This is a genomic window from Pseudomonas sp. FP1740 (assembly GCF_030687165.1).
In the GTDB taxonomy this organism is placed as follows: domain Bacteria; phylum Pseudomonadota; class Gammaproteobacteria; order Pseudomonadales; family Pseudomonadaceae; genus Aquipseudomonas.
Genome location: NZ_CP117461.1, coordinates 1,145,987 through 1,171,708, shown reverse-complemented (window position 1 = coordinate 1,171,708; position 25,722 = coordinate 1,145,987). Strand labels below are relative to the sequence as shown.

The following is a 25,722-nucleotide window of genomic DNA, read 5'->3' as shown; positions in this document are numbered from 1 at the left end:
ACTGTCAGAAATAATAGGTAAAGGTCTATTCCAGACAAACGGTAAATCGGAGCGGCATCCGAAAAAAGTGCTGCAACAACAAACCCGCCACTTCAACAAGAGGTGGCGGGTTTTGTTTGAGGATCGTTAAAGGTGCTGCTTACGCTTACATAGAAGCCTGCCGCACCTGCGTCTCCAACTCGGCCTTCAACCCCGGCTCCAGCTTCAACTGCCGCCGAGCAAACCGCCCAATCCACCGCTGGATGATTTGTTCTGCGCGCCACCGGCCTTGTTCTGCAACAGATCCCGACCGGACTTGAGCAGTTGATCGAGCAATCCACGGGTATTCATTTTGCCGCCTCCACGAAATCGGGTTAACCGGATCATCAAGGCCACCAGCCTGGATTTGTCGACCTTGGCATCGGGCACTAGTCTGGATAAACCCATGACACAGCCCGGCCTCAGTCAACCTCCCACAAAGCGCACTACGCTAATAACAAGCCACTCGTGGCGAACGACCCCGTTCAACGCTGTCCCGACCCTAATTAAAGAAGAGGGAAACCCCATGTTCGAACACAAGACCGCACTGCTCAGTGCAATCGCCACAGCGCTCCTGGCCAGCGCCAGCCTGCAGGCCGCCGAACAGCTGAAAGCCGTTGGTGCCGGCGAAGGTCAGCTGGATATCGTTGCCTGGCCCGGCTATATCGAACGGGGCGAAACCGATAAGGCTTACGACTGGGTCAGCGCTTTCGAGAAGGAAACCGGCTGCAAGGTCAACGTCAAGACGGCCGGCACGTCCGATGAAATGGTCAGCCTGATGGCCAAGGGCGGTTACGACCTGGTGACGGCGTCCGGCGATGCCTCCCTGCGCTTGATCGCCGGCAAGCGTGTCCAGCCAATCAACACCGCATTGATCCCCAACTGGAAGAATCTCGATCCGCGCCTGAAGGATGGGCCGTGGTACGTGGTCGACAAGCAAACCTATGGCACCCCCTACCAATGGGGTCCGAATGTACTCATGTACAACACCAACGTGTTCAAACAGCCGCCGACCAGTTGGAGCGTGATACTCGAAGAGCAGAAGCTGCCCGACGGCAAATCCAACAAGGGCCGCGTGCAGGCGTATGACGGCCCGATCTACATCGCGGACGCGGCGCTGTACCTGAAAACCGCCAAGCCGGAACTGGGCATCAAGGACCCTTACCTGCTCGACGAAAAACAGTACAAGGCCGTTCTCGACCTGCTGCGCGCCCAGCAAAAGTTGATCCACCGCTACTGGCACGACACCACCGTGCAGATGAGTGACTTCAAGAACGAAGGCGTGGTGGCTTCCAGTTCCTGGCCGTATCAGGTCAACGGCCTGATGAACGAGAAACAGCCAGTCGCCTCGACCATCCCCAAGGAAGGCGCCACCGGGTGGGCCGACACCACCATGCTGCACGCCGAAGCCAAGCACCCGAACTGCGCCTACAAATGGATGGACTGGTCGCTGACGCCGAAGGTCCAGGGCGATGTATCCGCCTGGTTCGGCTCGCTGCCGGCGGTTCCGGCGGCGTGCAAGGCCAGCGAACTGCTGGGGGCCGAGGGGTGCAAGACCAACGGTTTCGACCAGTTCGACAAGATTGCCTTCTGGAAAACCCCGCAGGCTGAGGGTGGCAAGTACGTGCCTTATAGCCGCTGGACCCAGGACTACATCGCGATTATGGGAGGGCGTTAAGCGGTTTAAGCAAGATCAAAAGATCGCAGCCTTCGGCAGCTCCTACGCCGACGGCATGCACCGCAAATGTGGCGTCTTCTACGAATCCCGTAGGAGCTGCCGCAGGCTGCGATCTTTTAACGGCACACCCCCCGTTTTTTTTGGAGCACCGTATCCATGACGCTTGCAGTCCAGTTCACCAACGTTTCCCGTCAGTTCGGTGAGGTGAAGGCCGTTGACCGGGTTTCCATCGACATCCAGGACGGCGAGTTCTTTTCCCTGCTGGGCCCTTCTGGTTCGGGTAAAACCACCTGCCTGCGCCTGATCGCCGGTTTCGAACAGCCGAGCACCGGCTCCATCCGCATCCATGGCGCCGAAGCCGCCGGGCTGCCGCCGTATCAGCGCGACGTGAACACCGTGTTCCAGGATTACGCGCTGTTCCCGCACATGAACGTACTCGACAACGTCGCCTACGGTTTGAAAGTCAAAGGCGTCGGCAAGACCGAACGCCACAAACGCGCCGAAGAAGCCCTCGACATGGTCGCCCTCAACGGCTACGGCGAGCGCAAACCGGTGCAGCTGTCGGGCGGCCAACGCCAACGGGTGGCCCTGGCCCGCGCATTGGTCAATCGCCCTCGTGTGTTGTTGCTCGATGAACCCTTGGGCGCCCTCGACTTGAAGCTACGCGAGCAAATGCAAGGCGAACTGAAGAAGCTGCAACGCCAGCTAGGCATCACCTTTATCTTCGTCACCCACGACCAGACCGAAGCGTTGTCGATGTCCGACCGCGTGGCGGTGTTCAACAAAGGACGCATCGAACAGGTCGACACGCCGCGCCACCTCTATATGAAACCGACAACCACCTTCGTCGCCGAATTCGTCGGCACGTCCAATGTGATACGCGGTGATCTGGCCCGGCAGTTGAGCGGCAATCCTCAGCCGTTTTCGATCCGCCCGGAACATGTGCGTTTCGCCGAAGGGCCGCTGGCCAGCCATGAAATAGAAGTCAGCGGCCTGCTCCACGACATCCAGTATCAAGGCAGCTCCACCCGCTATGAACTGAAACTGGAAAACGGCCAGACCCTGAACATCAGCCAGGCCAACGTCCAGTGGCTGGACGTCAGTGCGCAACATCAGCCCGGGCAACGCATCAGCGCTCGCTGGGCGCGCGAGGCGATGATCCCGCTGCACGACAATGTTGTAGGCGGGGTATGAGATGGACAGTGTGATCTCTCGCCCCCCGGCCAACGGCTCGCCGCTGCGCCGGTTTTCCAACCTGCTGTACCGGCGGCCGAACCTGTATCTGTCGCTGCTGCTGGTGCCGCCGTTGCTGTGGTTTGGCGCGATCTACCTCGGCTCGCTGCTGACTCTGCTGTGGCAAGGCTTCTACACCTTCGATGACTTCACCATGACGGTCACCCCCGACCTGACCCTGGCGAACTTCGCAGCGCTGTTCCAGCCATCGAACTTCGACATCATCCTGCGCACCCTGAGCATGGCCATCGTCGTGTCGATCGCCAGTGCAATCGTGGCCTTCCCGATCGCCTACTACATGGCGCGCTACACCAGCGGCAACATCAAGGCGTTTTTCTACATCGCGGTGATGATGCCGATGTGGGCCAGTTACATCGTCAAGGCCTATGCCTGGACCTTGCTGCTGGCCAAGGGCGGCGTGGCCCAGTGGTTCGTTCAGTACCTGAACCTGGAGCCGGTGTTGCAGTTCGTACTCGGGATGCCGGGAGTGGGTGGCAGCACCCTGTCGACCTCGCATCTGGGGCGGTTCATGGTGTTTGTCTACATCTGGCTGCCGTTCATGATCCTGCCGATCCAGGCGTCACTGGAACGCCTGCCGCCGTCCTTGCTGCAAGCTTCGGCGGACCTGGGCGCCAAGCCGCGTCAGACCTTCATGCAAGTGATTCTGCCGCTGTCGATTCCGGGGATCGCGGCCGGTTCGATTTTCACCTTTTCACTGACCCTGGGCGACTTCATCGTGCCGCAACTGGTGGGCCCGCCGGGCTACTTCGTCGGCAGCATGGTCTACGCCCAGCAAGGGGCGATCGGCAACATGCCGATGGCGGCGGCCTTCACGCTGGTGCCGATCGTGCTGATCGCCATTTACCTGTCCATCGTCAAACGCCTGGGGGCTTTCGATGCGCTCTGACGCTTCCGCTCAAGACCGGGCATCCCTGGGCCTGCGCATCGCCGCCTGGGGCGGGTTGCTGTTCTTGCATTTTCCGATCCTGATCATCTTCCTCTATGCCTTCAACACCGAAGACGCGGCGTTCAGCTTTCCGCCCAAGGGCTTCACCCTGAAGTGGATCGCCGTGGCGTTCTCGCGGCCCGACGTACTGGAGGCGATCAAGCTGTCGCTGCAGATCGCCGCCATCGCCACCCTGATTGCGCTGATCCTCGGCACCCTCGCCTCGGCGGCGCTGTACCGGCGGGACTTTTTCGGCAAGCAAGGCATCTCGCTGATGCTGATCCTGCCGATTGCCCTGCCGGGGATCATCACCGGGATCGCGCTGCTGGCGACTTTCAAGACCTTGGGGATCGAGCCGGGGGTGTTCACCATCGTGATCGGTCATGCGACTTTCTGCGTGGTGATCGTCTACAACAATGTCATCGCCCGATTGCGCCGCACGTCCTACAGTTTGATCGAAGCGTCGATGGACCTCGGCGCCGACGGCTGGCAGACCTTCCGCTACATCGTCCTGCCGAACCTCGGCTCGGCATTGCTGGCCGGTGGCATGCTGGCGTTCGCCCTGTCGTTCGACGAAATCATCGTCACCACCTTCACCGCCGGCCACGAACGCACCTTGCCGTTGTGGCTGCTCAACCAGCTCAGCCGCCCTCGGGACGTGCCGGTGACCAACGTCGTAGCGATGCTGGTCATGATGGTGACCATGTTGCCGATTCTCGGCGCGTATTACCTGACCCGTGGTGGCGAGAGTGTCGCCGGTAGCGGCGGAAAATAACTGACCACTGGAAACCGGATCCTGTGGGAGCAGGGGCCAGCTCCCACAAAAAGAAAACAACAGCTTCGGAGGACAAAGCCATGCAAACCAAACTCTTGATCAATGGCCAACTGGTCGCCGGCGACGGCCCCGCCCAAGCCGTGTTCAACCCGGCCCTCGGTCGTGTACTGGTGGAAATCAACGAAGCCAGCGAAGCCCAGGTCGACGCCGCCGTGCGCGCCGCCGATAGCGCCTTCGAAGGCTGGTCGCAAACCACGCCGAAAGAACGCTCGCTGTTGCTGCTCAAACTCGCCGATATCATCGAAACCCATGGCGAAGAGCTGGCCAAACTCGAGTCGGACAACTGCGGCAAACCCTACAGCGCCGCGCTGAACGACGAGATCCCGGCGATTGCCGACGTGTTCCGATTCTTCGCCGGGGCCAGCCGTTGCATGGGTGGTGCGCTGGGCGGTGAATACCTGCACGGCCACACCTCGATGATCCGCCGCGACCCGGTGGGCGTGATTGCCTCCATCGCGCCGTGGAACTACCCGCTGATGATGCTCGCCTGGAAAGTCGCCCCGGCCCTGGCCGCCGGTAATACCGTGGTGCTCAAGCCGTCGGAACAAACCCCGCTGACCGCCCTGCGCCTGGCCGAACTGGCGTCGGAGATTTTCCCGGCGGGAGTGCTTAACCTGGTGTTCGGTCGTGGTCCTACGGTCGGCACTCCCCTGGTCACCCACCCGAAAGTGCGCATGGTGTCGCTGACCGGTTCCATCGCTACCGGCTCGAACATCATTTCCAGTACCGCCGGCAGCGTCAAACGCATGCACATGGAACTGGGCGGCAAGGCGCCGGTGATCATCTTCGACGATGCCGACATCGACGCCGCCGTGGAAGGCATTCGCACCTTCGGTTTTTACAACGCCGGCCAGGACTGCACTGCCGCTTGCCGCATCTACGCTCAGGCAGGCATCTACGACACCTTCGTCGAGAAGCTCGGCGCCGCAGTCAGCAGCCTCAAGTACGGCTTGCAAGATGATCCATCGACGGAGCTGGGCCCATTGATCAGCGCCCAACATCGTGACCGCGTGGCCGGGTTTGTCGAGCGGGCCATGGCGCAACCGCACATTCGTGTGATCACCGGCGGCAAGCCAGTGGAAGGCAATGGCTTCTTCTTTGAACCGACGGTGCTGGCCGACGCACAACAGGACGACGAGATCGTGCGCCGCGAAGTATTCGGGCCGGTGGTATCGGTGACCCGATTCACCGATGAAGCGCAGGCCCTGGCCTGGGCCAACGACTCGGAGTACGGCCTGGCATCGTCAGTCTGGACCTCGGATGTCGGCCGCGCCCATCGACTGTCTGCACGCCTGCAGTACGGCTGCACCTGGGTGAACACCCACTTCATGCTGGTCAGCGAAATGCCGCACGGTGGTCAGAAACTGTCCGGTTATGGCAAGGACATGTCCATGTATGGGTTGGAGGATTACACGGTTGTGCGGCATGTGATGTTCAAGCATTAAAAGCGAAAGGATCGCGGCCAGCGGCAGTTCTCCTGTAAGCGCTGCCGCAAGCCGCGATCCTTTGCTCAACGGACAAATCCTTTACACCTCAAAACCGCGAAACACTCCTCATCGCATCCACCAGATAGCGCATCGCAATCCGGTCACTCTCCGACAACTCGCGATAGCGCTCCACCAACTTCAACTCCTCCGAACTGAGACGACGCCTTCGCCGCCCGGTGGCCAGGCAGGGAAAGAGTCCTAACATTTCAGTGATGCCTTGTACTTTCGACATGGACGATGTCCTTCTATACGTCAGAGAAAACTGCAAAACCGCATCGCCCTATCACTTTCAGCGGCCGTCTTGTGTGCACTGAACCCACCGGTCTGAAGGGCCGAAACCGGTCATGACCATAGAATAGAAATTAAATCGACGCTGAAAAGCGGTTTTTAGAGTAATTAGTCGAAAAAAGCAGATATGCCCTATAAATCAGAAACCGCTGTGAGAAACGTTACCTGACATGTCTTGTTTCATTGCCGCGCTGTCGCGGTGTTATCAATCATTTTTGCTCTACAACTGAACGGTTTAAGCTTATTGGCATCTGCTCTAAAGTCCGTTGCGTTTGGCCGAAGGCATGTCCGAACCGTTATTTCTGATCCAGCACGTGCCAGGAACGGCGCGGGATTGTTCACGACAGGTTGTACTTATGCACCGCAGGAATTTGCTCAAAGCCTCCATGGCCATCGCGGCTTACACCGGTCTCTCGGCCACCGGCCTGCTGGCCGCAAACGCCTGGGCCGGCAGTGGCACTGCCGATGGCGACGCCCAGGCGTTCGACTTCGAAACGCTGAAGAGCCAAGCCAAACAGCTCGCCGGCAAGCCGTATCAGGACACCAAACAGGTGCTGCCGCCGACGCTGGCAACCATGACGCCGCAGAACTTCAATGCGATCCGCTACGACGGCAATCATTCGCTGTGGAAGGACCTGAAAGGTCAGCTGGACGTGCAGTTCTTCCACGTCGGCATGGGTTTCAAGCAGCCGGTGCGCATGTACAGCGTCGATCCCAAGACTCGACTGGCGCGCGAGGTGCATTTCCGCCCGTCGCTGTTCAACTATGAAAAAACCACCGTCGACACCCAGCAGCTCAAGGGCGACCTGGGGTTTTCCGGGTTCAAGCTGTTCAAGGCCCCGGAGCTGGATCAGCACGACGTACTGTCGTTCCTCGGCGCCAGCTATTTCCGTGCGGTAGACGCCACCGGCCAGTACGGTTTGTCGGCCCGCGGCCTGGCAATCGACACCTACGCCAAGAAGCGTGAAGAATTCCCGGACTTCACCAAGTTCTGGTTCGAGACACCGGACAAGAACAGCACCCGTTTCGTGGTCTACGCCCTGCTCGATTCGCCGAGCGCCACCGGGGCCTACCGTTTTGACATCGATTGCCAGGCCGAGCGCGTGGTGATGGAAGTCGACGCCCACGTCAATGCCCGCACCGCCATCGAACAACTGGGTATCGCACCGATGACCAGCATGTTCAGCTGCGGTACCCACGAGCGCCGTATGTGCGACACCATTCACCCGCAAATCCACGACTCCGATCGCCTGGCCATGTGGCGCGGCAACGGCGAGTGGATCTGCCGTCCGCTGAACAACCCGGCCACCCTGCAATTCAATGCCTTCGCCGACACCGACCCGAAAGGCTTTGGCCTGGTGCAGACCGACCATGAATTCGACAGTTATCAGGACACCGTCGACTGGTACAGCAAGCGCCCGAGCCTGTGGGTAGAACCTACGACCGCGTGGGGCGAAGGCTCTATCGATTTGCTGGAAATTCCTACGACCGGCGAAACCCTGGACAACATCGTCGCGTTCTGGACGCCGAAGAAACCGGTCGCCGCCGGTGATTCCCTGAATTACGGCTACAAGCTCTACTGGAGCGCCCTGCCACCGACGGGTACGCCGCTGGCACGGGTCAATGCGACCCGTTCGGGCATGGGCGGCTTCATCGAAGGCTGGGCACCAGGCGAGCATTATCCGGAAGTATGGGCACGCCGCTTCGCCGTGGACTTCACCGGCGGCGGCCTGGACCGCTTGCCCGAAGGCGCGGGGATCGAACCGGTGGTGACCTGCTCGAACGGTCAGGTGAAGGATTTCAACGTGCTGGTGCTCGATGACATCAAGGGCTACCGAATCACCTTCGACTGGTACCCGACCAATGACAGCGTGGCGCCGGTGGAACTGCGGTTGTTCATTCGCACCAATGACCGCACGTTGAGTGAAACCTGGCTGTACCAGTATTTCCCGCCGGCGCCTGATAAGCGCAAGTACACTTGAGGTATTAGACCGGGTCCGGGCCGAACAACCGCCTAATATCCCGAACCAGAAATCAAAAAGCCCCGGTCAACCCGACCGGGGCTTTTTGGTTTTACAGCGGCCTTCAGTCACGCAAATCCGATTCATGAATCGGCTGGTCACGATGGGTGGCCCGTTGGTATTGCGCCGGCCAGACAGCCTTGTGCCCACCCAGATCGTCATCGGCATGCAGCGGCCAATACGGATCACGCAACAACTCCCGGGCGAGGAAGATGATGTCGGCCTGACAGGTACGCAGAATATGCTCGGCCTGGGCTGGCTCGGTGATCATTCCTACAGTACCGGTGGCAATGCCCGACTCTTTACGTACCCGCTCAGCAAATCGGGTCTGATAACCGGGCCCTGTAGGAATCTCGGCATTTACCGCCGTACCGCCCGACGAAACGTCGATCAGGTCCATACCCAGATCTTTCAAACGTCGCGCCAGCTCCACGGTTTCGTCGGGGTTCCAACCGTCTTCCACCCAGTCAGTGGCCGATACCCGCACAAACACCGGTAACTCTTCAGGCCACACGGCCCGCACCGCTTCGGTGACTTGCAGCACCAGCCGAATACGATTCTCGAATGAGCCACCGTACTGATCGCGCCGTTGATTGCTCAAGGGCGAAAGAAATTGATGCAGCAGATACCCATGGGCGGCGTGTACTTCGACCACTTTGAAACCGGCGATCAATGCCCGTTTGGCCGAATCGACGAAAGCCTGGACGACCTCGGCGATCTCACTTTCATTAAGCTGCTTGGGTGGTGTGTGCTGGGGGTCGAAAGCGATCGGCGAAGGGCCGACCGGGATCCAGCCGCCGTCTTCCGGCTTGACGCTGCCATGCTTGCCCAGCCACGGCCGATGCGTGCTGGCCTTGCGCCCGGCGTGGGCCAGCTGGATGCCGGCAACGGCGCCCTGAGCGGCAATGAAACGCGTAATACGTTGCAAGGGTTCGATCTGTTGATCGTTCCAGAGACCAAGGTCCTGGGCGGTGATACGCCCATCGGCGGTGACCGCCGTGGCTTCGGTGAATACCAGACCCGCGCCGCCGATCGCGCGGCTGCCGAGATGGACCAGATGCCAGTCATTGGCCAGCCCATCGACGCTGGAGTACTGGCACATCGGTGACACCGCGATGCGGTTAAGCAGGGTCAATTGACGAAGGGTATAGGGTTCAAGCAGCAGACTCATGGGGCACCTCTCAAATCAGTGGGCAGGCTCCAGGGTTCTGTTTGAATAGTCGACGAGTGACAGGAAAAAGGTGCAGCACCCGCCCCCGCGGGCAAAAAATTCGACAAGACGTCACAAGGATAATCAAGCAGTGCTTAGAGCCTAGTCGACATCGCGGGATCAGGGAGGGTTCAAGAAATGAAACACCGCCAATTTGAGGTCCGGGCGATACCTGTGGCGAGGGAGCTTGCTCCCGCTCGGCTGCGCAGCAGTCGTCAACCAACCGACGCGGTACCACAGGAAAAAAGCGTTTAAAGGTTTAGGACCGCTTCGCGGCCCAGCGGGAGCAAGCTCCCTCGCCACAAAAGCATCGTGCCGTTATCGCGGTTCGATGTGGGCAATCATCAACTGCACTGTCTCGTTCCCACGAAACTCGTTGAGGTCGAGTTTATAGGCCAATTCGACCCACTTGATGGTCGGATTCGGCCAGATGTCCCGGTCGATACCAAAGGCGATGCCATCCAGCTTCACCGAGCCGCATTCACTCTTCAGCACCACTTTAAGGTGCCGCTCGCCAACGACTCGTTGCTCGACCAACTGGAACACCCCGTGAAACAGCGGCTCCGGAAAGTGTTGCCCCCAAGGTCCGGCGTGGCGCAGGGCGCGGGCCAGTTCCAGGTGAAACTCCTCGACCGCCAGGGTGCCGTCCGACAGCAGTCGCCCGGTCAGGTCTTCTTCGCGCATTTGCCTGCGCACTTCGGCGTCGAAGGCTTGCGCGAACAACGGAAAATTCGCTTCCGGCAAGGTCAGGCCGGCCGCCATGGCGTGGCCGCCGTATTTGCTGATCAGGTTCGGATGTTGCGCCGCGACCACGCTCAAGGCATCGCGAATGTGAAAGCCCTGAACCGAACGCCCCGAGCCCTTGAGCAGGCCATCGCCGGCATCGGCAAAGGCAATGGTCGGACGGAAATAGCGCTCTTTCATACGCGAGGCGAGGATACCGATCACACCCTGGTGCCACTCGGGATCGAACAGGCACAGGCCGAACGGCATCGATTCCACCGGCAGATCCTTGAGTTGGGCCAGCGCCTCGCGCTGCATACCCTGCTCGATGGATTTGCGGTCCTGGTTCATGCCATCCAGCTGAGCGGCCATTTCACGGGCGGCGCCCGCGTCTTCGGTGAGCAGGCATTCGATGCCCAGGCTCATGTCGTCCAGCCTTCCTGCCGCGTTCAGGCGCGGGCCGAGGATAAAGCCCAGGTCAGTGGAGGTGATGCGCGAATGATCACGCTTGGCCACTTCAAGGATCGCCTTGATCCCCGGCCGCGCGCGCCCGGCGCGAATTCGCTCCAGGCCCTGATGCACCAGAATCCGGTTGTTGGCATCCAGCGGCACCACGTCGGCGACGCTGCCCAGCGCCACCAGGTCCAGCAATTCACCAATGTTCGGCTGCGGCTTGCTCTCGTACCAGCCCAGGCTGCGCAGGCGCGCGCGCAAGGCCATCAGCACATAGAAAATCACCCCGACACCGGCCAGGGCTTTGCTCGGGAACTCGCAACCCGGCTGGTTCGGATTGACGATGGCATCGGCCAACGGCAGCTCGTCGCCGGGTAAGTGGTGATCGGTGACCAGCACCTTGAGCCCGGCCTTTTTCGCCGCTGCCACGCCTTCGACGCTGGAAATGCCGTTGTCCACAGTGATCAACAACTGCGGCTCGCGGGTCAGCGCCACTTCGACGATTTCCGGGGTCAGGCCGTAGCCGTACTCGAAGCGGTTTGGCACCAGATAGTCGACATGCGCCGCGCCCAACAAGCGTAACCCCAACATGCCCACGGTACTGGCCGTCGCGCCATCGGCATCGAAGTCGCCAACGATCAGAATCCGCTGACGCTGCTCCAGCGCCGTTACCAGCAAATCCACCGCCGCCTCGATGCCCTTGAGCTGCTGGAACGGAATCAGCCGCGCCAGGCTCTTGTCCAGTTCAGCCTCAGACTGCACGCCCCGCGCCGCGTAAAGGCGGGTCAGCAGCGGCGGAATATCACCGAGGAATGGCAGGGTGTCGGGCAACAGGCGAGGTTCGATGCGCATGGGGTGACAGGTGCTTCTCTTGAATACGTAGGATAAAACCGGGGGGACGCGGCCAAGCGGCGAATAATCAGCCGCGTTCGCCGGCCAGCCATTGCAACTGGACTTCATGCTGACCACGGTCGTCGGTGACGAAAATCGTTCCTTCGCTGATCATCACGTCCCACTTGATAACGCGCGGCATGTCCTTGGCCAGGGTTTCCAGCACTTCCTGGGGCACGGCGGCGATGTTGACGTTTTTCAGGGTCTTGATCGCCGGGATCACTTTGCCTTCCCAGACACGCAGGCTGCCGTAGGCCAGCAGGCTGGTGCGTTCGGTGCGGCGCGAGCACCAGGTCAGGCGGTCGGCGTCTGGCTGGCCGACTTCGATCCAGTGCAGGACACGGTCGTCCAGGCTCTTTTCCCACAGCGCCGGCTCATCCACGTCTGACAGACCGCGGCCAAAAGACAGCTGCTCGTTGTACCAGAAGGCGTAGGCCAGCAGCCGCACGGTCATGCGCTCTTCGGTTTCCGAAGGGTGACGGGCGATGGTCTGCTTCACGTTCTCGTAGACGCTGCGGTCGAGGTCGGTGAGGTTCAGTTCAAACTTGTAGGTCGTGGACGGCTGGGCCATGAACGGGCTTCTTGATACGGGGAAAGGCGGCAAGTCTAACCGATGCAAGAGGGCAATCAACGAATTGAAGGCGAATCAACTTTGGGCGATGGATGGCGGCCTATGATAAAACGCTGTATTCGCTCAGCCTTTGTCCTACAGGATTTCGCATGCCGTTCTCCAATAAACCGCTCTCGGGTCTGAAAGTCATCGAATTGGGTACGTTGATTGCCGGGCCGTTTGCCTCGCGTATTTGCGGCGAATTCGGCGCCGAAGTGATCAAGATCGAGTCACCGGACGGCGGTGATCCGTTGCGCAAATGGCGCAAGTTGTATGAAGGCACCTCGCTGTGGTGGTTCGTTCAGGCACGCAACAAGAAATCCCTGACCCTGAACCTGAAACACCCCGATGGCCTGGCGATCCTGAAACAGCTGCTCAGTGAAGCGGACATCCTGATCGAGAATTTTCGCCCCGGCGTGTTGGAAAAACTCGGCCTGGGCTGGGAAGTCCTGCACGCACTGAACCCGAAACTGGTGATGGTGCGGCTCTCGGGCTTTGGCCAGACCGGCCCCATGAAAGATCAGCCGGGCTTCGGTGCGGTCGGTGAGTCCATGGGCGGCCTGCGCTACATCACCGGGTTCGAGGACCGGCCGCCGGTGCGCACCGGGATTTCCATCGGCGACTCGATTGCCGCGCTCTGGGGCGTGATCGGCGCACTGATGGCCTTGCGTCATCGCGAGGTCAACGGTGGATTGGGGCAAGTGGTGGATGTGGCGCTGTACGAAGCGATCTTCGCCATGATGGAAAGCATGGTGCCGGAGTTCGACGTGTTCGGCTTCATCCGCGAACGCACCGGCAACATCATGCCGGGCATCACGCCCTCCTCCATTCACACCAGCGCCGACGGCAAACACGTGCAGATCGGCGCCAACGGCGATGCGATCTTCAAGCGATTCATGCTGATCATCGGCCGCGAGGACCTGGCCAACGACCCAGTGCTGGCCAGCAACGACGGGCGTGACAGCCGTCGCGACGAGATTTACGGGGTGATCGATCGCTGGGTCAACTCACTGCCGCTGGACGCGGTGATCGAGCAATTGAACCAGGCCGACGTTCCCGCCAGCCGGATCTTCAGCGCCGAAGACATGTTCAGCGATCCGCAGTACCTGGCCCGGGAAATGTTCCTGCAAGCCAAGCTGCCCGACGGCAAGGACTTCAAGATGCCCGGCATCGTACCGAAGCTTTCCGAGACACCCGGCTCCTCGGAATGGGTCGGGCCGCAGTTGGGTGAACACAATGCGCAAGTCCTCCACGATCTGGGCTACGACCCGGCACAGATCGCACGGCTGCGTGAAGACGGGGCCATCTAAGCTGAATCGCCTGCTTTCATCTGTCCTCGATTACGCCGGCATCGGGCGCCTGCTGGCGGCGCTCGGGCTGTTGTCGGGCCTGATATCCCCGGCCCTGGCGCAACCTAAGGAGCATTTGTTCTGGCTGTTGCGCGACCTGCCGCCACTGACGGTCTTCGAAGGTCCGAAAAAAGGCCAAGGCGTCATCGACCAACTGATGCCCCTGCTGATCGCCGATATGCCGCAGTACGAACACACCCTGATACGGGTCAATCGCGCCCGCGGCATGCAGATGCTTCACGAAGAATCCTTTACCTGCGACCCCTCGCTGGTCTGGAGCAAGGAGCGCGAACAGTGGATCACGTATTCCATTCCGGCCTTCCGGGTGGTCAGCAATGGGCTGGTGATCCGACGTGAAGACCGGTCGGTGCTGGAGCCGTTTCTTTCCAACGGTGAAGTCGATCTCGCGGCCCTGTTGGCCAGCGGTCGACAGAAAGTCGGGGTGATCGCCGAGCGCCGTTACGGTGAGTTCCTCGACACACTGCTGCAACAGGCGCCAGCCGGCGCGCTGACGCCCCACTATGGCAATGACGCCCTCGGCAGCCTGCTGCAGATGCAACGCTTGGGTCGTTTGCAGGTGGTATTGGGTTACTGGCCGGAAATCCGCTATCAGGCCCATCAGGAAAATCTGACCGATGAGCAACTGGAGTTCTACCCGGTCAAAGGCACGGGCAACTACATGCCCGTGTACATCGGTTGCTCGAATACGCCTCAGGGTCGACAGGCGATCAGTGAAATCAACCGACTATTGCGCGCCCTGCCCCGCGAGCACCTGGGCCCGTTGTATGCCGACTGGCTCGACCCGCAAAGACGCAAGGATTACCTGGAAGAAACCAGGGCCTTTTTCGAGCATCAGGTCACGCAATGACAAATCGCAGGCAAAAAGAAACCCCGAGAAGTGGGGAGACAACTCGGGGTTAAACGTGGCCTGTATTACAGACCCGTAGCAGCAAGCTACAAGCACCGGAGCACAATGCTTGATCCTGCCGTTACATGATCTGACTGACCTTGGCGCAGGAAGGTTCCCACAAAAAACACTTCAATTTCGGCTGGCCAGGCGCTTGTCCTGAGCAGCATTGCGCAACGCCGCGATGACACAGGGCTCCAGGCGTCCTTCAGCGATCAGCACGTCGCGGTGCAAACCGTCGACGACATCCGTCAGCAGACGTTTATCGGTTAACTGGGCCTGATTGAACAGCCGTTCGACCACGATAGCGCCGGTTGCACTCTTGAGCGTCACCAGGCATTCGCCATGGGCACCCGATGGGGTCAACGTGACTTGGTACGGGCTCAGAGCCTCGCCGAGCAATAGACTGATACTTTCCATCTCGATCACCACTCAATAGTCCGCAAACAAAGTGCCTGGGGCGTATCCACAGTAATTGACCCCAGGCCCGAGAAGAAAGTTCTGGATTCCAACGGCAGGCGCACCGGCGCCTCTGGTGGATAAAGCATGCCCGGAAAAGATGACAGTAAAAAAACAGCCGCTTTTAAACCCTTTCACCCGAGACGCATTCCTTGTAGCAGCTGCCGAAGGCTGCGTTCGGCTGCGCAGCAGTCGTGAATCCAGGCCACGCGGTGCTTCAGTCAGACCTTGCAAGCAGGTTTTACGACTGCTGCGCAGCCGAACGCAGCCTCGCAGGCTCGGCAGCTGCTACAGGCATTGCGCTTCACGCCTGCCTTGTCCGCTTGGCCAGATCGGTCCATCCGCCCAGCAGCCCTCGCAATTGACCGTCCGCACTATAAAACGGCACCGTCCACTGATAGATGTCCCTGACACCGTCCTTGAACATCAACTGACGTTCGCTGAAGCGGGTCTTGCGCGTACCGAGCTGGGCCATGAACTCGGCGTGCAGTTGCTCGGCGGTTTCTTTGGGCAAGACATCGAGCTCGATCAGTCGACGCCCCTGAATCTGGTCGAAACGGGTCGACAACCCCTCTTCATAACTCTTGTTGCACATGATCAAGCGCCCCTCCAGATCACGCACGAACATCGGATCGGGCATGGCGTCTATCAAGGCATGCTGGAAGGCGAGCTGGTCATTGAGGTCTTTTTCGGCGTCCCGACGTTGCTGGATCAACACCGTGAGTCGCCGGTTCCACAGCAGGGATAGCAGCGCAAAAACACTGGCGAAAAAAACGCTCCAACAGCCCCATTCGGTTATTTGCTGCCAGGTCGAAGGCGTCTGTACAGGAACAATGCCATCGAGCCACTTCAAGCGAATCGCGCGTAATTCGGCAGGCGGAAACGCTTCGAGCGCCTTGTTGAGGATGCTCAACAATTGCGGCTGCCCTTTGCGTAGCGCCAGATGATCAGCCTCCCATTTACCCTCCACCGTATCGCCCACCTTGAGCTGCCCGGACGGATAGAGCTGCGCCCCGGTTTCGTTCTCGATGGTGGCGTAGGCTTCGCCGCTTTCGACCAGCGCCCTGGCCTCCGCGTAGGTTTTGACCGAACGTAGCTCGATGGACGGATAGTCGCGACGAATGGTCGCCTCCAGCGCATGCCGGGCTGGCAGCACCAGTACTCTTTTCGACAGCTGCTGCATGGATTGCACCGCTGGCGCGCCCGCTCGCCCGACGAACACCCAGCCCGCACCACCGAACGCATGACTGAAATCCAGGAACTCCTTGCGCTCCTCACTCATTGCCAGTGTGGTGCTCATGTCTGCCGCGCCACTTTCCAGCCGCTCCAGCAACTGATCGGTGGAAAACGTCTCTTCATGGAGGAACTTCAGCCCTGTCATGGCGCTGATGCGGTTGAGCACATCGTTGTTCAACCCGCTCCAGTGTCCATGCTCATCCTTGAACAAATACAACGGGTACTGCGTCGACGCGACGGTGACCGTCGGATGTTCCGCAATCCATTGCAGCTCCTGAGCGTCTAGCCCGATAGCGGCCTCGGCGACCGCCCCCCGGGGCTCATAAGCCGCCAATTGCGCCGCCAGCCCCCATTGAGCAACGCTCATGGTGCCGACCAGAAATATCCAGCACGCAGCTGGTTTAAACCCTCTAAAAAACAGCATTGCCACTTCCTTGGTGATCGTCTCGCCCGCCCTTCATGGGCGGCTCTTCATTTACGAAACCCGACAAGTGTGGCATGCAGAAATGAGAAAGCCCGTCAGGAGACGGGCTTCAAAATGTGACAGTTTTTACCGGTTACAGTGGCTTGCCGCGGTTGCCATGCTGACTGACAAAGGCCTGCACGGCTTTCAGGTCATTCGGCAACACGGTGCAACGCTCGTCTCGCTCAAACAAATCAGAAAGATGTGCAGGTAGTTCGAGTGCTTTTCCTACACCAGCTTTTTCCACCGCGTCCGGGAATTTGACCGGATGAGCCGTGCCCAGGATCACCATCGGGATATCCAGGCTGCGACGGCATTCGCGCGCGGCCTTCACGCCGATGGCGGTGTGTGGGTCCAGCAGCTCGCCGGTTTGCTCGAAGACTTCGGCAATGGTTTCGCAGGTTTGGGCGTCATCCACGGCCAGCGAATCGAATAGCTTGCGCGCCTCGGTCCAGCGTTCCTGTTCGACGCTGAAACCGCCGCCCTGCTTGAAGGTGTCCATCAAACCGGCAATCGCCGCGCCGTTGCGACCGTGCAGGTCGAACAGCAGGCGTTCGAAGTTCGACGAGACCATGATGTCCATGGACGGCGACAGCGTGGCGTGCAGGGTTTCCTTAACGTACTGATTGCCGCTCATGAAGCGGTGCAGGATGTCGTTGCGGTTGGTGGCGACGATCAACTGGTTGATCGGCAGGCCCATGTTGCGCGCCAGGTAACCGGCGAAGATATCGCCGAAGTTGCCGGTCGGCACCGAGAACGATACCGAACGCGCCGGGCCACCCAGTTGCAGGGCTGCGTGGAAGTAGTAAACGATCTGGGCCATGATCCGCGCCCAGTTGATCGAGTTCACCGCTACCAGGCGAGTGCCCTTGAGGAAGCTCTGGTCGGCGAAGCTCGCCTTGACCATTTCCTGGCAGTCATCGAAGTTGCCTTCGATGGCGATGTTATGGATGTTCTCGCCGAAGATGGTGGTCATCTGGCGACGCTGCACTTCGGACACGCGGTTGTGTGGATGCAGGATGAAGATGTCAACGTTTTCGCAATGCTTGCAGCCTTCGATGGCCGCCGAACCGGTGTCACCGGAGGTAGCGCCGACGATCACCACGCGCTCACCGCGTTTTTCCAGTACGTAGTCGAGCAGGCGACCGAGCAGTTGCAGGGCGAAGTCCTTGAACGCCAGGGTCGGGCCGTGGAACAGCTCCAGCACCCATTCGTTGCTGTTCAGCTGACGCAACGGCGCCACGGCGTTGTGGGAAAACACGCCGTACGTTTCTTCAAGAATCTTTTTGAAATCGGCATCGGGGATGCTGCCGGTGACGAACGGGCGCATCACCCGGAAGGCCAGTTCGTGATACGGCAGGCCGGCCCAGGAAGCGATTTCTTCCTGAGTGAAACGTGGCAGGTTTTCCGGGACGTACAGACCGCCGTCGGTGGCTAGACCGGCCAGCAGGACGTCTTCGAAATTCAGGGCCGGTGCCTGGCCGCGGGTACTGATGTAACGCATGACTGACTCCAATGGACAGTGTTCGCAATGCCGGGCCCGCGTGCGGGCCCGGTGAACGATAACGGCTTAGTTCAGGTGCTCGACGCGGATCCGTACAACCGGACCGACCACGCCCGCCAAGGCTTCCAGGGCAGCGATCGCATCGTTGATGTGCTGTTCCAGCACGCGATGGGTCAGCAGGATCATCGGCACCAGGCCGTCGTGTTCCTCGACTTCCTTCTGCATGATCGATTCGATGTTGATGCCGCGCTCCGACAGGATGCTCGCCACCTGGGCCAACACGCCCGGATGGTCCTTGGCCTGAATGCGCAGGTAGTAAGCGCTTTCGCAGGCTTCGATCGGCAGGATCGGGTGGGCCGACAGCGAATCCGGCTGGAAGGCCAGGTGCGGTACACGGTTTTCCGGGTCGGAGGTCATGGCGCGAACCACGTCCACCAGATCGGCGATTACCGACGAAGCGGTCGGTTCCATACCGGCGCCAGCACCGTAGAACAGGGTCGAACCGGCAGCATCACCGTTGACCATCACCGCGTTCATCACGCCGTTGACGTTGGCGATCAGGCGATCGGCCGGGATCAGCGTCGGGTGCACGCGCAACTCGATACCGGCCGCGGTGCTGCGCGCCACGCCCAGGTGCTTGATGCGATAGCCCAGCGCTTCGGCGTAGTTCACGTCAGCGGTGGTCAGCTTGGTGATGCCTTCGGTGTAGGCCTTGTCGAATTGCAGCGGAATGCCGAACGCGATGGACGCCAGGATCGTCAGCTTGTGGGCTGCGTCGATGCCTTCGACGTCGAACGTCGGGTCGGCTTCGGCGTAACCCAGGGCCTGCGCTTCGGCCAGCACGTCTTCGAAGGTCCGGCCTTTTTCACGCATTTCGGTAAGGATGAAGTTACCGGTGCCGTTGATGATGCCGGCCACCCAGTTGATACGGTTGGCGGACAGGCCTTCACGGATCGCCTTGATCACCGGAATGCCGCCGGCCACGGCCGCTTCGAACGCAACGATCACGCCCTTCTCGCGAGCCTTGGCGAAAATTTCATTACCGTGAACGGCAATCAGTGCCTTGTTCGCGGTGACCACATGCTTGCCATTCTCGATGGCCTTGAGTACCAGCTCGCGGGCAACGGTATAGCCGCCCATCAGCTCTATGACGATGTCGATCTCAGGGTTCGTGGCCACTTCGAAGACATCGTTGGTAATCGCAATACCGGTCGTCTGGAACTGAGGCTTTGGCGTGCGCATGGCAATTTGTGCCACTTCGATTCCACGCCCGGCACGACGAGCAATTTCCTCGGCGTTGCGCTGAAGTACGTTGAAGGTACCGCCACCGACGGTCCCTAACCCACAGATGCCTACTTTGACCGGTTTCACTGTGAACTCCCCATAAAACGGCCGACTCGAGGCCGGCCGTGAAAACAGCCGCAGGTTCGCGGCTCTCTATTGATGGCCCGGCAAATGCTGCCGCCGGACCACGCTCGTCAAAGGCTGGCCGTGACGATGCGAATTTACTTCGCGCCCAGTGCCAGTTTGGCGACTTGTGGCGCAGGCTGGTAGCCCGGAATGACCTGACCGTCAGCCAAAACGATGGCCGGTGTACCGTTCACGCCAATCGACTGACCGAGGGCAAACTGCTTGGACACCGGGTTATCGCACTTGGCGGCCTTGATTTCCTTGCCATCGACCATTTTGTCCATGGCGGCTTTCTTGTCTTTCGAGCACCACACAGCTTGCAGTTGCTCGTCACCCGGCGAGCCCAGGCCCTGGCGCGGGAACGCGACATAACGCACTTCAATACCGAGTTTGTTCAGCTCAGGCACTTCGGCGTGCAGCTTGTGGCAATACGGGCAAGTGGTGTCGGTGAACACGGTGATGTGCGACTTGGTTTCGCCGATGGCCGGGTAGACCACGGTTTCAGCCACTGGAATGCCATTGATCAGTTTGGCAATGCCCAGGCGTTCGGTCTTTTCGGTCAAATTGACCGGTTTGCCGTCCTTGAGCTGGAACAGGTAGCCCTGAACCACGTATTGACCGTCGGCGCTGGCGTAGAGCACGCGGCTGCCCTTGAGTTTGACCTCATACAGGCCTGGCAACGGGCTGGCGGTGATAGTTTCGACCGGCACGTCGAGCTGGAGGTTTTCCAGGCTTTTACGAATGGCTTTGTCGGCCGCGTCATCGGCGACGGCAAAGGTGCTGACCAACGCAATGGCTGCGGCGGCGAAAATCTGGGTCAGACGCATGAGAACTCCTGAAGGCGGACAAATGGAACGATCAGAACGCCCGTGCCGAAACACCGGGTCATAACCGCCCATCGTGCAAACCGGCAAAGCCTACCACATAAGGCCCGTGTGGCGAGGGGGCTTGCCCCCGTTGGGTTGCGAAGCAGCCCCTCTTTGGCGATCCCTATCCGACATATGGACCGAGGCGTGAGGCTTGACGACTGCTGCGCAGCCGAACGGGGGCAAGCCCCCTCGCCACAGGGTTTGTAACCATCCCGCATTGATTAGCCTCTGGGGTGATGCTTGGCATGCAGATCCTGCAAGCGTGCCCGGGCGACGTGAGTATAGATCTGGGTGGTGGAGAGATCGCTGTGGCCGAGCAACATTTGCACCACCCGAAGGTCGGCACCGTGGTTGAGCAGGTGCGTGGCGAAGGCATGACGCAAGGTATGCGGCGACAGCGACTTGCCAATCCCGGCGACCTTGGCCTGGTGCTTGATGCGATGCCAGAAGGTCTGGCGGGTCATCTGCTCACCGCGCTGGCTGGGGAACAGCACATCGCTGGGACGCCCGCCCAGCAACTCGCCACGGGCATCGCGCATGTAACGTTCGACCCAGACAATCGCCTCCTCGCCCATCGGCACCAGCCGTTCCTTGCTGCCCTTGCCCATCACCCGCAGCACGCCTTGGCGCAGGTTGACCTGTTCCAGCGTCAGGCTGATCAGCTCCGTCACCCGCAAGCCACACGCGTAAAGCACCTCAAGCATGGCGCGATCACGCTGACCGATGGCCTCGCTCAGGTCCGGAGCGGCCAGCAAGGCTTCGACATCGGCTTCCGACAAGGATTTAGGCAATGGCCTGCCCAATTGCGGCATATCCACGCGCAGGGTCGGATCGACCGCGATCAGCTTTTCCCGCAGCAAATAGCGATAGAAACCACGCACACCGGAGAGAAATCGCGCCGTAGAACGGGGTTTGTAGTTTTGCTCCAGGCGCCAGGCCAGGTGATCGAGGATCAACTCCCGCCCGGCGTTGATCAGCTCCAGGCCCTTCTCCTGCAGCCAGCCGTTGAACAAGGCCAGGTCGCTGCGATAGGCATCGCGGGTGTTATCGGAAAGGCCTTTCTCCAGCCACAGGGCGTCGAGGAACTGGTCTATCAGGGGATGATCGATGGCAGGCATGGGGGCTCAGAACTGGCGGACAAAAGGCCGCAAAAATGAAGAGTCTTTCATAACACGTTGAGGGTGACACATGAAATTCGGGCACAAAAAAAGCATCCCTTGCGGGATGCTTCTTTTTGAGTAAGACGCTCAGCTCATTACCGGGCCGGTTCGTTCTGCCCCAGGATCAGCTTGCCATCCTTGTCGACCGGAATCTGATTGCCCGGATCGCGATCCATCCGCACTTTGCCTTCCTTGCCGTCCAGCGAATAACGAACGTCGTAGCCTACGACCTTGTCGCTGATGTCATTGACCGTGTTGCAACGAGTCTGAGTCGTGGTGTAGGTGTCACGCTCCTGCATGCCTTCCTGCACCTTGTTCCCCGCATAACCGCCGCCGACCGCACCGGCCACTGTGGCGATTTTCTTGCCTGTACCGCCGCCGATCTGGTTGCCCAACAGGCCGCCAGCCAGCGCGCCGACCACCGTACCGGCGATCTGGTGTTGATCTTTCACCGGCGCTTGCCGGGTTACCGTAACGTCCTTGCACACTTCACGTGGAGTTTTGATTTGTGTCTTGACCGGTTCAACGGCCAGCACTTGTGCATACTCAGGGCCGCTTTTAACCAGTTTGTAGGTGGCAACAGCACCACCGGCAGTCACACCGACAGCACCCAATACCGCACCAACCAGCAACGACTTGTTCACATGAACCTCCTGGCTATAACAGACGGGACATACCCGCGCTTCTCCCAGCCTTGGAGCATAAAAAAAGGCGCGAGTTCAACACTCGCGCCTTCTCGGCTTGCAGCAGGAAAACGATAACCGTTATGGACGGTCGTCGACTTCCTTCTCGCTCGTCGCCACAGGAATCAGGTCTTCGCTGTTCAGGTTCAGCCAGATCAGCACCACGTTCGCGATGTAGATCGAGGAGTAAGTACCCGCCAGAACACCGATGAACAGGGCAATGGAGAAACCGAACAGGTTGTCGCCACCGAAGAACAACAGGGCCGCGATCGCCAGCAAGGTGGAGATCGACGTCGCCATGGTCCGCAGCAGGGTTTGCGTGGTCGAGATGTTGATGTTCTCGATCAGGCTGGCCTTGCGCAGGACGCGGAAGTTCTCACGAACCCGGTCGAATACCACGATGGTGTCGTTGAGCGAGTAACCGATGATCGCCAGTACCGCCGCCAGCACCGTCAGGTCGAAGGTGATCTGGAAGAACGACAGGATACCGACGGTCACGATCACGTCGTGGATCAGGGACACGATCGCACCGACCGCAAACTTCCACTGAAAGCGGAACGCCAGGTAGATCAGGATGCCGCCCAGCGCCATCAGCATGCCGAGGCCGCCCTGGTCGCGCAGTTCTTCACCCACCTGCGGGCCGACGAACTCGACACGCTTGACCTGAGCCGGGTTGTCGCCGCCAACTTTCTGCAGCGCTTCAGCCACTTGGTGACCCAGTTGCGGGTCTTCGCCAGGCATGCGCACCAGAAGATCGGTAGTCGCACCGAAGTTCTGCACGATGGCTTCGTGATAACCGGCTGTAGCCAGTTGCTCACGCACCTTGGTGACATCGGCCGGACGCTCGTAGGTCAGCTCGATGAGCGTACCACCGGTGAAGTCCAGGCCCCAGTTCATGCCCTTATGAAAGACACTGAACATTGCCAGCGCGGTAAGGAACAATGTGACGCCGAACGCAAAGTTGCGAACGCCCATGAAGTTGATTGTACGTAACATGGCAGCCCCTTAAATCCACAACTTCTTGAAGTCACGACCGCCGAAGATCAGGTTGACCATCGCGCGGGTCACCATGATGGCCGTGAACATCGAGGTAAAGATCCCGAGGGACATGGTCACGGCGAACCCTTTGACCGGGCCGGTGCCCATGGCAAAGAGAATCCCGCCCACCAACAAGGTTGTCAGGTTGGCGTCGAGAATCGCGGTGAATGCCCGGCCGAAGCCTTCGTTGATTGCCCGTTGTACGGTCATGCCGGCCGCGATCTCTTCACGTATCCGCGAGAAGATCAGGACGTTGGCGTCGACCGCCATACCCATGGTCAATACGATACCGGCGATACCCGGCAGGGTCAGCGTTGCACCCAGCAGCGACATCAAGGCCAGCAGCATCACCATGTTCACTGCCAGCGCGACGGTGGCGATGAGGCCGAAGAAGCGGTAGATGGCCATGATGAACAGCGAGACAAACAGCATGCCCCACAACGATGCATCAATACCTTTGGTGATGTTGTCGGCACCCAGGCTTGGGCCAATGGTGCGCTCTTCAGCGAAGTACATCGGAGCCGCCAGACCACCGGCACGCAGCAGCAGCGCCAGCTCGGACGATTCGCCCTGACCGTTCAGGCCAGTGATGCGGAACTGGGCACCCAGCGGCGACTGGATGGTCGCCAGGCTGATGATCTTCTTCTCTTCCTTGAACGTCTGGACCGGCACGTCTTTCTCGACGCCGTTGACCACTTGCTTGACGTAAGTGGTGACCGGACGCTGTTCGATGAAGATCACCGCCATGCTGCGGCCGACGTTGCTGCGAGTCGCACGACTCATCAGCTCGCCACCGTGGCCATCCAGACGGATGTTCACTTCTGGCGTACCGTGCTCGCCGAAGCCGGCCTTGGCGTCAGTCACCTGGTCGCCGGTGATGATCAGGCCACGCTCGATCAGAGCCGGAGGACGCTTGCCTTCACGGAACTCGAATTCCTCGGAAGTGGCTTTCGAAGCACCAGGCTCAGCGGCCAGACGGAACTCCAGGTTGGCCGTCTTGCCGAGGATACGCTTGGCTTCTGCGGTGTCTTGCACGCCCGGCAGCTCAACCACGATGCGGTTGGCGCCCTGGCGCTGAACGATAGGTTCGGCAACACCCAGCTCGTTGACGCGGTTACGTACCGTGGTCAAGTTCTGCTTGATGGAGTATTCACGGATTTCCGCCAGCTTGGCCGGGGTCATCGCCAGACGCAGTACCGGTTGGCCATTGAGGTCGGCCGGAACAATGTCGAAATCGTTAAAGTTCTTGCGGATCAGCGCACGGGCCTGTTCGCGGGAGTCTTCATCAGTGAAGCCCAACTGAATGGCACCGCCCAGTTGCGGCAGGCTGCGATAGCGCAGTTTCTCTTTACGCAACAGGCTCTTGACGTCGCCTTCGTAGACTTTCAGGCGTGCGTCGAGGGCTTTGTCCATGTCCACTTCCAGCAGGAAGTGCACACCACCGGACAAGTCCAGACCCAGCTTCATCGGGTGCGCGCCCAGGCTGCGCAGCCATTGCGGGGTGGTTTGCGCCAGGTTCAGTGCAACGACGTAGTCATCGCCCAATGCCTTGCGCACAACGTCTTTGGCTGGCAACTGGTCTTCAGCCTTGACCAGGCGAATCAGACCGCCCTTGCCGTTTGCCGCCAGCGTGGCCGCCTTGACGTTGATCCCGGATTCCTTGAGCGCGGTGCTCACACGGTCCAGATCAGCCTGATTGACTTGCAGCGCAGTGCTTGCACCGCTGACCTGAATGGCCGGGTCATCAGGATATAGATTGGGAGCGGAATAAATCAGACCGACCGCCAGCACCGCCAGGATCAGAATGTATTTCCACAGAGGGTATTTGTTCAGCATCACGCCGCCCGCTTATGACGCGGGGCGCCTTGCGCGCCCCGTCGATTGAGTAGAAGTTGTAACTTAGATCGCTTTGAGCGTGCCTTTTGGCAGCGTGGCGGCGATGGCGCCTTTCTGGAACTTCATTTCAACGGTGTCGGACACTTCCAGAACCACGAAGTCGTCGGACACTTTGGTGATTTTGCCGGCGATACCACCGGTGGTCACAACTTCGTCACCTTTTTGCAGGCTGCTCAGCAGGTTCTTCTGCTCTTTGGCGCGCTTGGCCTGTGGACGCCAGATCATCAGGTAGAAGATGACCAGGAAACCGACCAGGAAAATCCACTCAAAGCCGCCGCCCATCGGGCCTGCCGCAGGTGCAGCAGCGTCAGCCATGGCATTAGAGATAAAAAAGCTCATTTAGCACTCCAGTTGC

At 59.9% G+C, this 25,722-nt stretch carries 22 protein-coding genes and 1 pseudogene; 8 read left to right on the top strand and 15 right to left on the bottom strand.

Going from position 1 to position 25,722, the window contains the following annotated elements; translation table 11 throughout:
* Positions 1-207: 207 nt before the first annotated feature.
* Positions 208-330: pseudogene (locus PSH69_RS05085) on the bottom strand (DUF533 domain-containing protein); the annotation flags it as partial.
* A 214-nt stretch (positions 331-544) separates the two neighbouring features.
* On the opposite strand from PSH69_RS05085, the gene ydcS reads away from it, so the two are divergent.
* The 5 genes from ydcS to PSH69_RS05060 all read left to right on the top strand — a co-directional run bounded on the left by ydcS (position 545) and on the right by PSH69_RS05060 (position 6,155).
* A complete protein-coding gene (ydcS, locus tag PSH69_RS05080; RefSeq protein ID WP_305411248.1) occupies positions 545-1,696 on the top strand; it encodes a putative ABC transporter substrate-binding protein YdcS in 1,152 nt (383 codons plus the stop codon).
* 156 nt (positions 1,697-1,852) lie between these two features.
* Positions 1,853-2,890 (top strand): ABC transporter ATP-binding protein, encoded by a 1,038-nt coding sequence (locus tag PSH69_RS05075; RefSeq protein ID WP_258613162.1) that lies wholly within the window; start codon positions 1,853-1,855, stop codon positions 2,888-2,890.
* Between the two features lies 1 nt (position 2,891).
* Positions 2,892-3,836, top strand: a complete 945-nt coding sequence (locus tag PSH69_RS05070; protein WP_258613161.1) for an ABC transporter permease — start codon at positions 2,892-2,894, stop codon at positions 3,834-3,836.
* Positions 3,826-4,650: an ABC transporter permease gene (locus PSH69_RS05065; protein WP_138866860.1), complete on the top strand. Its 825-nt coding sequence runs from the start codon at positions 3,826-3,828 to the stop codon at positions 4,648-4,650. Before PSH69_RS05070 ends, PSH69_RS05065 begins: the two co-directional genes overlap by 11 nt.
* Before the next feature lie 80 nt (positions 4,651-4,730).
* Positions 4,731-6,155, top strand: coding sequence for a gamma-aminobutyraldehyde dehydrogenase (locus PSH69_RS05060; RefSeq protein ID WP_305411247.1), 1,425 nt, complete (start codon positions 4,731-4,733; stop codon positions 6,153-6,155).
* 88 nt (positions 6,156-6,243) lie between these two features.
* Here PSH69_RS05060 and PSH69_RS05055 read toward each other — a convergent pair whose 3' ends face one another.
* Positions 6,244-6,429: a hypothetical protein gene (locus tag PSH69_RS05055; RefSeq protein WP_007940616.1), complete on the bottom strand. Its 186-nt coding sequence runs from the start codon at positions 6,427-6,429 to the stop codon at positions 6,244-6,246.
* A gap of 412 nt (positions 6,430-6,841) precedes the next feature.
* Here PSH69_RS05055 and PSH69_RS05050 point away from each other — a divergent pair, with 412 nt between their 5' ends.
* A complete protein-coding gene (locus PSH69_RS05050) occupies positions 6,842-8,467 on the top strand; it encodes a glucan biosynthesis protein D (protein WP_305411246.1) in 1,626 nt (541 codons plus the stop codon).
* A gap of 103 nt (positions 8,468-8,570) precedes the next feature.
* Here the strand turns inward: PSH69_RS05050 and PSH69_RS05045 are convergent, their stop codons facing one another.
* The 3 genes from PSH69_RS05045 to PSH69_RS05035 all read right to left on the bottom strand — a co-directional run bounded on the left by PSH69_RS05045 (position 8,571) and on the right by PSH69_RS05035 (position 12,354).
* The gene (locus PSH69_RS05045) at positions 8,571-9,677 is read right to left on the bottom strand and encodes an NADH:flavin oxidoreductase/NADH oxidase (RefSeq protein WP_305411245.1); all 1,107 of its coding nucleotides are present in this window, start codon (positions 9,675-9,677) and stop codon (positions 8,571-8,573) included.
* Between the two features lie 357 nt (positions 9,678-10,034).
* A complete protein-coding gene (gene recJ, locus PSH69_RS05040) occupies positions 10,035-11,744 on the bottom strand; it encodes a single-stranded-DNA-specific exonuclease RecJ (RefSeq protein WP_064616237.1) in 1,710 nt (569 codons plus the stop codon).
* Positions 11,745-11,811: 67 nt separating this feature from the next.
* Complete coding sequence (locus PSH69_RS05035; RefSeq protein ID WP_007940622.1) at positions 11,812-12,354, bottom strand: YaeQ family protein; 543 nt, start codon at positions 12,352-12,354, stop codon at positions 11,812-11,814.
* Between the two features lie 149 nt (positions 12,355-12,503).
* Here PSH69_RS05035 and PSH69_RS05030 point away from each other — a divergent pair, with 149 nt between their 5' ends.
* Positions 12,504-13,703 carry a CaiB/BaiF CoA-transferase family protein gene (locus PSH69_RS05030; RefSeq protein ID WP_007897613.1) on the top strand — a complete coding sequence of 400 codons (1,200 nt, stop codon included), beginning with the start codon at positions 12,504-12,506 and terminating at the stop codon, positions 13,701-13,703.
* Positions 13,684-14,610, top strand: coding sequence for a TIGR02285 family protein (locus PSH69_RS05025; protein ID WP_305411244.1), 927 nt, complete (start codon positions 13,684-13,686; stop codon positions 14,608-14,610). The genes PSH69_RS05030 and PSH69_RS05025 overlap by 20 nt, the downstream gene beginning before the upstream one ends.
* A 171-nt stretch (positions 14,611-14,781) precedes the next feature.
* On the opposite strand, the gene PSH69_RS05020 is transcribed toward PSH69_RS05025, so the two are convergent.
* The 10 genes from PSH69_RS05020 to yajC form a co-directional block, all read right to left on the bottom strand.
* Positions 14,782-15,069 carry a DUF3509 domain-containing protein gene (locus PSH69_RS05020; protein WP_019581629.1) on the bottom strand — a complete coding sequence of 96 codons (288 nt, stop codon included), beginning with the start codon at positions 15,067-15,069 and terminating at the stop codon, positions 14,782-14,784.
* A gap of 343 nt (positions 15,070-15,412) precedes the next feature.
* The gene (locus PSH69_RS05015) at positions 15,413-16,768 is read right to left on the bottom strand and encodes a transporter substrate-binding domain-containing protein (RefSeq protein ID WP_305411243.1); all 1,356 of its coding nucleotides are present in this window, start codon (positions 16,766-16,768) and stop codon (positions 15,413-15,415) included.
* A 133-nt stretch (positions 16,769-16,901) separates the two neighbouring features.
* The gene (thrC, locus tag PSH69_RS05010) at positions 16,902-18,311 is read right to left on the bottom strand and encodes a threonine synthase (protein WP_019651847.1); all 1,410 of its coding nucleotides are present in this window, start codon (positions 18,309-18,311) and stop codon (positions 16,902-16,904) included.
* A 66-nt stretch (positions 18,312-18,377) separates the two neighbouring features.
* A complete protein-coding gene (locus tag PSH69_RS05005; RefSeq protein ID WP_018926703.1) occupies positions 18,378-19,682 on the bottom strand; it encodes a homoserine dehydrogenase in 1,305 nt (434 codons plus the stop codon).
* Positions 19,683-19,816: 134 nt separating this feature from the next.
* Entirely contained in the window at positions 19,817-20,548 is a 732-nt protein-coding gene (gene dsbC, locus PSH69_RS05000) for a bifunctional protein-disulfide isomerase/oxidoreductase DsbC (RefSeq protein WP_019581632.1), read from the bottom strand.
* A 263-nt stretch (positions 20,549-20,811) separates the two neighbouring features.
* Positions 20,812-21,708, bottom strand: a complete 897-nt coding sequence (xerD, locus tag PSH69_RS04995; RefSeq protein ID WP_007934017.1) for a site-specific tyrosine recombinase XerD — start codon at positions 21,706-21,708, stop codon at positions 20,812-20,814.
* 137 nt (positions 21,709-21,845) lie between these two features.
* Positions 21,846-22,394, bottom strand: a complete 549-nt coding sequence (locus PSH69_RS04990; protein WP_018926705.1) for a glycine zipper 2TM domain-containing protein — start codon at positions 22,392-22,394, stop codon at positions 21,846-21,848.
* Between the two features lie 120 nt (positions 22,395-22,514).
* Entirely contained in the window at positions 22,515-23,429 is a 915-nt protein-coding gene (gene secF, locus PSH69_RS04985; protein ID WP_018926706.1) for a protein translocase subunit SecF, read from the bottom strand.
* Between the two features lie 9 nt (positions 23,430-23,438).
* Entirely contained in the window at positions 23,439-25,307 is a 1,869-nt protein-coding gene (gene secD, locus PSH69_RS04980; protein ID WP_018926707.1) for a protein translocase subunit SecD, read from the bottom strand.
* A 63-nt stretch (positions 25,308-25,370) separates the two neighbouring features.
* A complete protein-coding gene (yajC, locus tag PSH69_RS04975; protein WP_007934009.1) occupies positions 25,371-25,706 on the bottom strand; it encodes a preprotein translocase subunit YajC in 336 nt (111 codons plus the stop codon).
* Between the last annotated feature and the right edge of the window lie 16 nt (positions 25,707-25,722).

Excerpts from the sequence above, each read along its gene's own strand:
- ydcS (WP_305411248.1), top strand. The coding sequence starts at position 545 with ATGTTCGAACACAAGACCGCACTGCTCAGTGCAATCGCCACAGCGCTC.
- PSH69_RS05075 (WP_258613162.1), top strand. The coding sequence starts at position 1,853 with ATGACGCTTGCAGTCCAGTTCACCAACGTTTCCCGTCAGTTCGGTGAG.
- PSH69_RS05070 (WP_258613161.1), top strand. The coding sequence starts at position 2,892 with ATGGACAGTGTGATCTCTCGCCCCCCGGCCAACGGCTCGCCGCTGCGC.
- PSH69_RS05065 (WP_138866860.1), top strand. The coding sequence starts at position 3,826 with ATGCGCTCTGACGCTTCCGCTCAAGACCGGGCATCCCTGGGCCTGCGC.
- PSH69_RS05060 (WP_305411247.1), top strand. The coding sequence starts at position 4,731 with ATGCAAACCAAACTCTTGATCAATGGCCAACTGGTCGCCGGCGACGGC.
- PSH69_RS05055 (WP_007940616.1), bottom strand. The coding sequence starts at position 6,429 with ATGTCGAAAGTACAAGGCATCACTGAAATGTTAGGACTCTTTCCCTGC.
- PSH69_RS05050 (WP_305411246.1), top strand. The coding sequence starts at position 6,842 with ATGCACCGCAGGAATTTGCTCAAAGCCTCCATGGCCATCGCGGCTTAC.
- PSH69_RS05045 (WP_305411245.1), bottom strand. The coding sequence starts at position 9,677 with ATGAGTCTGCTGCTTGAACCCTATACCCTTCGTCAATTGACCCTGCTT.
- recJ (WP_064616237.1), bottom strand. The coding sequence starts at position 11,744 with ATGCGCATCGAACCTCGCCTGTTGCCCGACACCCTGCCATTCCTCGGT.
- PSH69_RS05035 (WP_007940622.1), bottom strand. The coding sequence starts at position 12,354 with ATGGCCCAGCCGTCCACGACCTACAAGTTTGAACTGAACCTCACCGAC.
- PSH69_RS05030 (WP_007897613.1), top strand. The coding sequence starts at position 12,504 with ATGCCGTTCTCCAATAAACCGCTCTCGGGTCTGAAAGTCATCGAATTG.
- PSH69_RS05020 (WP_019581629.1), bottom strand. The coding sequence starts at position 15,069 with ATGGAAAGTATCAGTCTATTGCTCGGCGAGGCTCTGAGCCCGTACCAA.
- PSH69_RS05015 (WP_305411243.1), bottom strand. The coding sequence starts at position 16,768 with ATGCTGTTTTTTAGAGGGTTTAAACCAGCTGCGTGCTGGATATTTCTG.
- thrC (WP_019651847.1), bottom strand. The coding sequence starts at position 18,311 with ATGCGTTACATCAGTACCCGCGGCCAGGCACCGGCCCTGAATTTCGAA.
- dsbC (WP_019581632.1), bottom strand. The coding sequence starts at position 20,548 with ATGCGTCTGACCCAGATTTTCGCCGCCGCAGCCATTGCGTTGGTCAGC.
- xerD (WP_007934017.1), bottom strand. The coding sequence starts at position 21,708 with ATGCCTGCCATCGATCATCCCCTGATAGACCAGTTCCTCGACGCCCTG.
- secF (WP_018926706.1), bottom strand. The coding sequence starts at position 23,429 with ATGTTACGTACAATCAACTTCATGGGCGTTCGCAACTTTGCGTTCGGC.
- secD (WP_018926707.1), bottom strand. The coding sequence starts at position 25,307 with ATGCTGAACAAATACCCTCTGTGGAAATACATTCTGATCCTGGCGGTG.
- yajC (WP_007934009.1), bottom strand. The coding sequence starts at position 25,706 with ATGAGCTTTTTTATCTCTAATGCCATGGCTGACGCTGCTGCACCTGCG.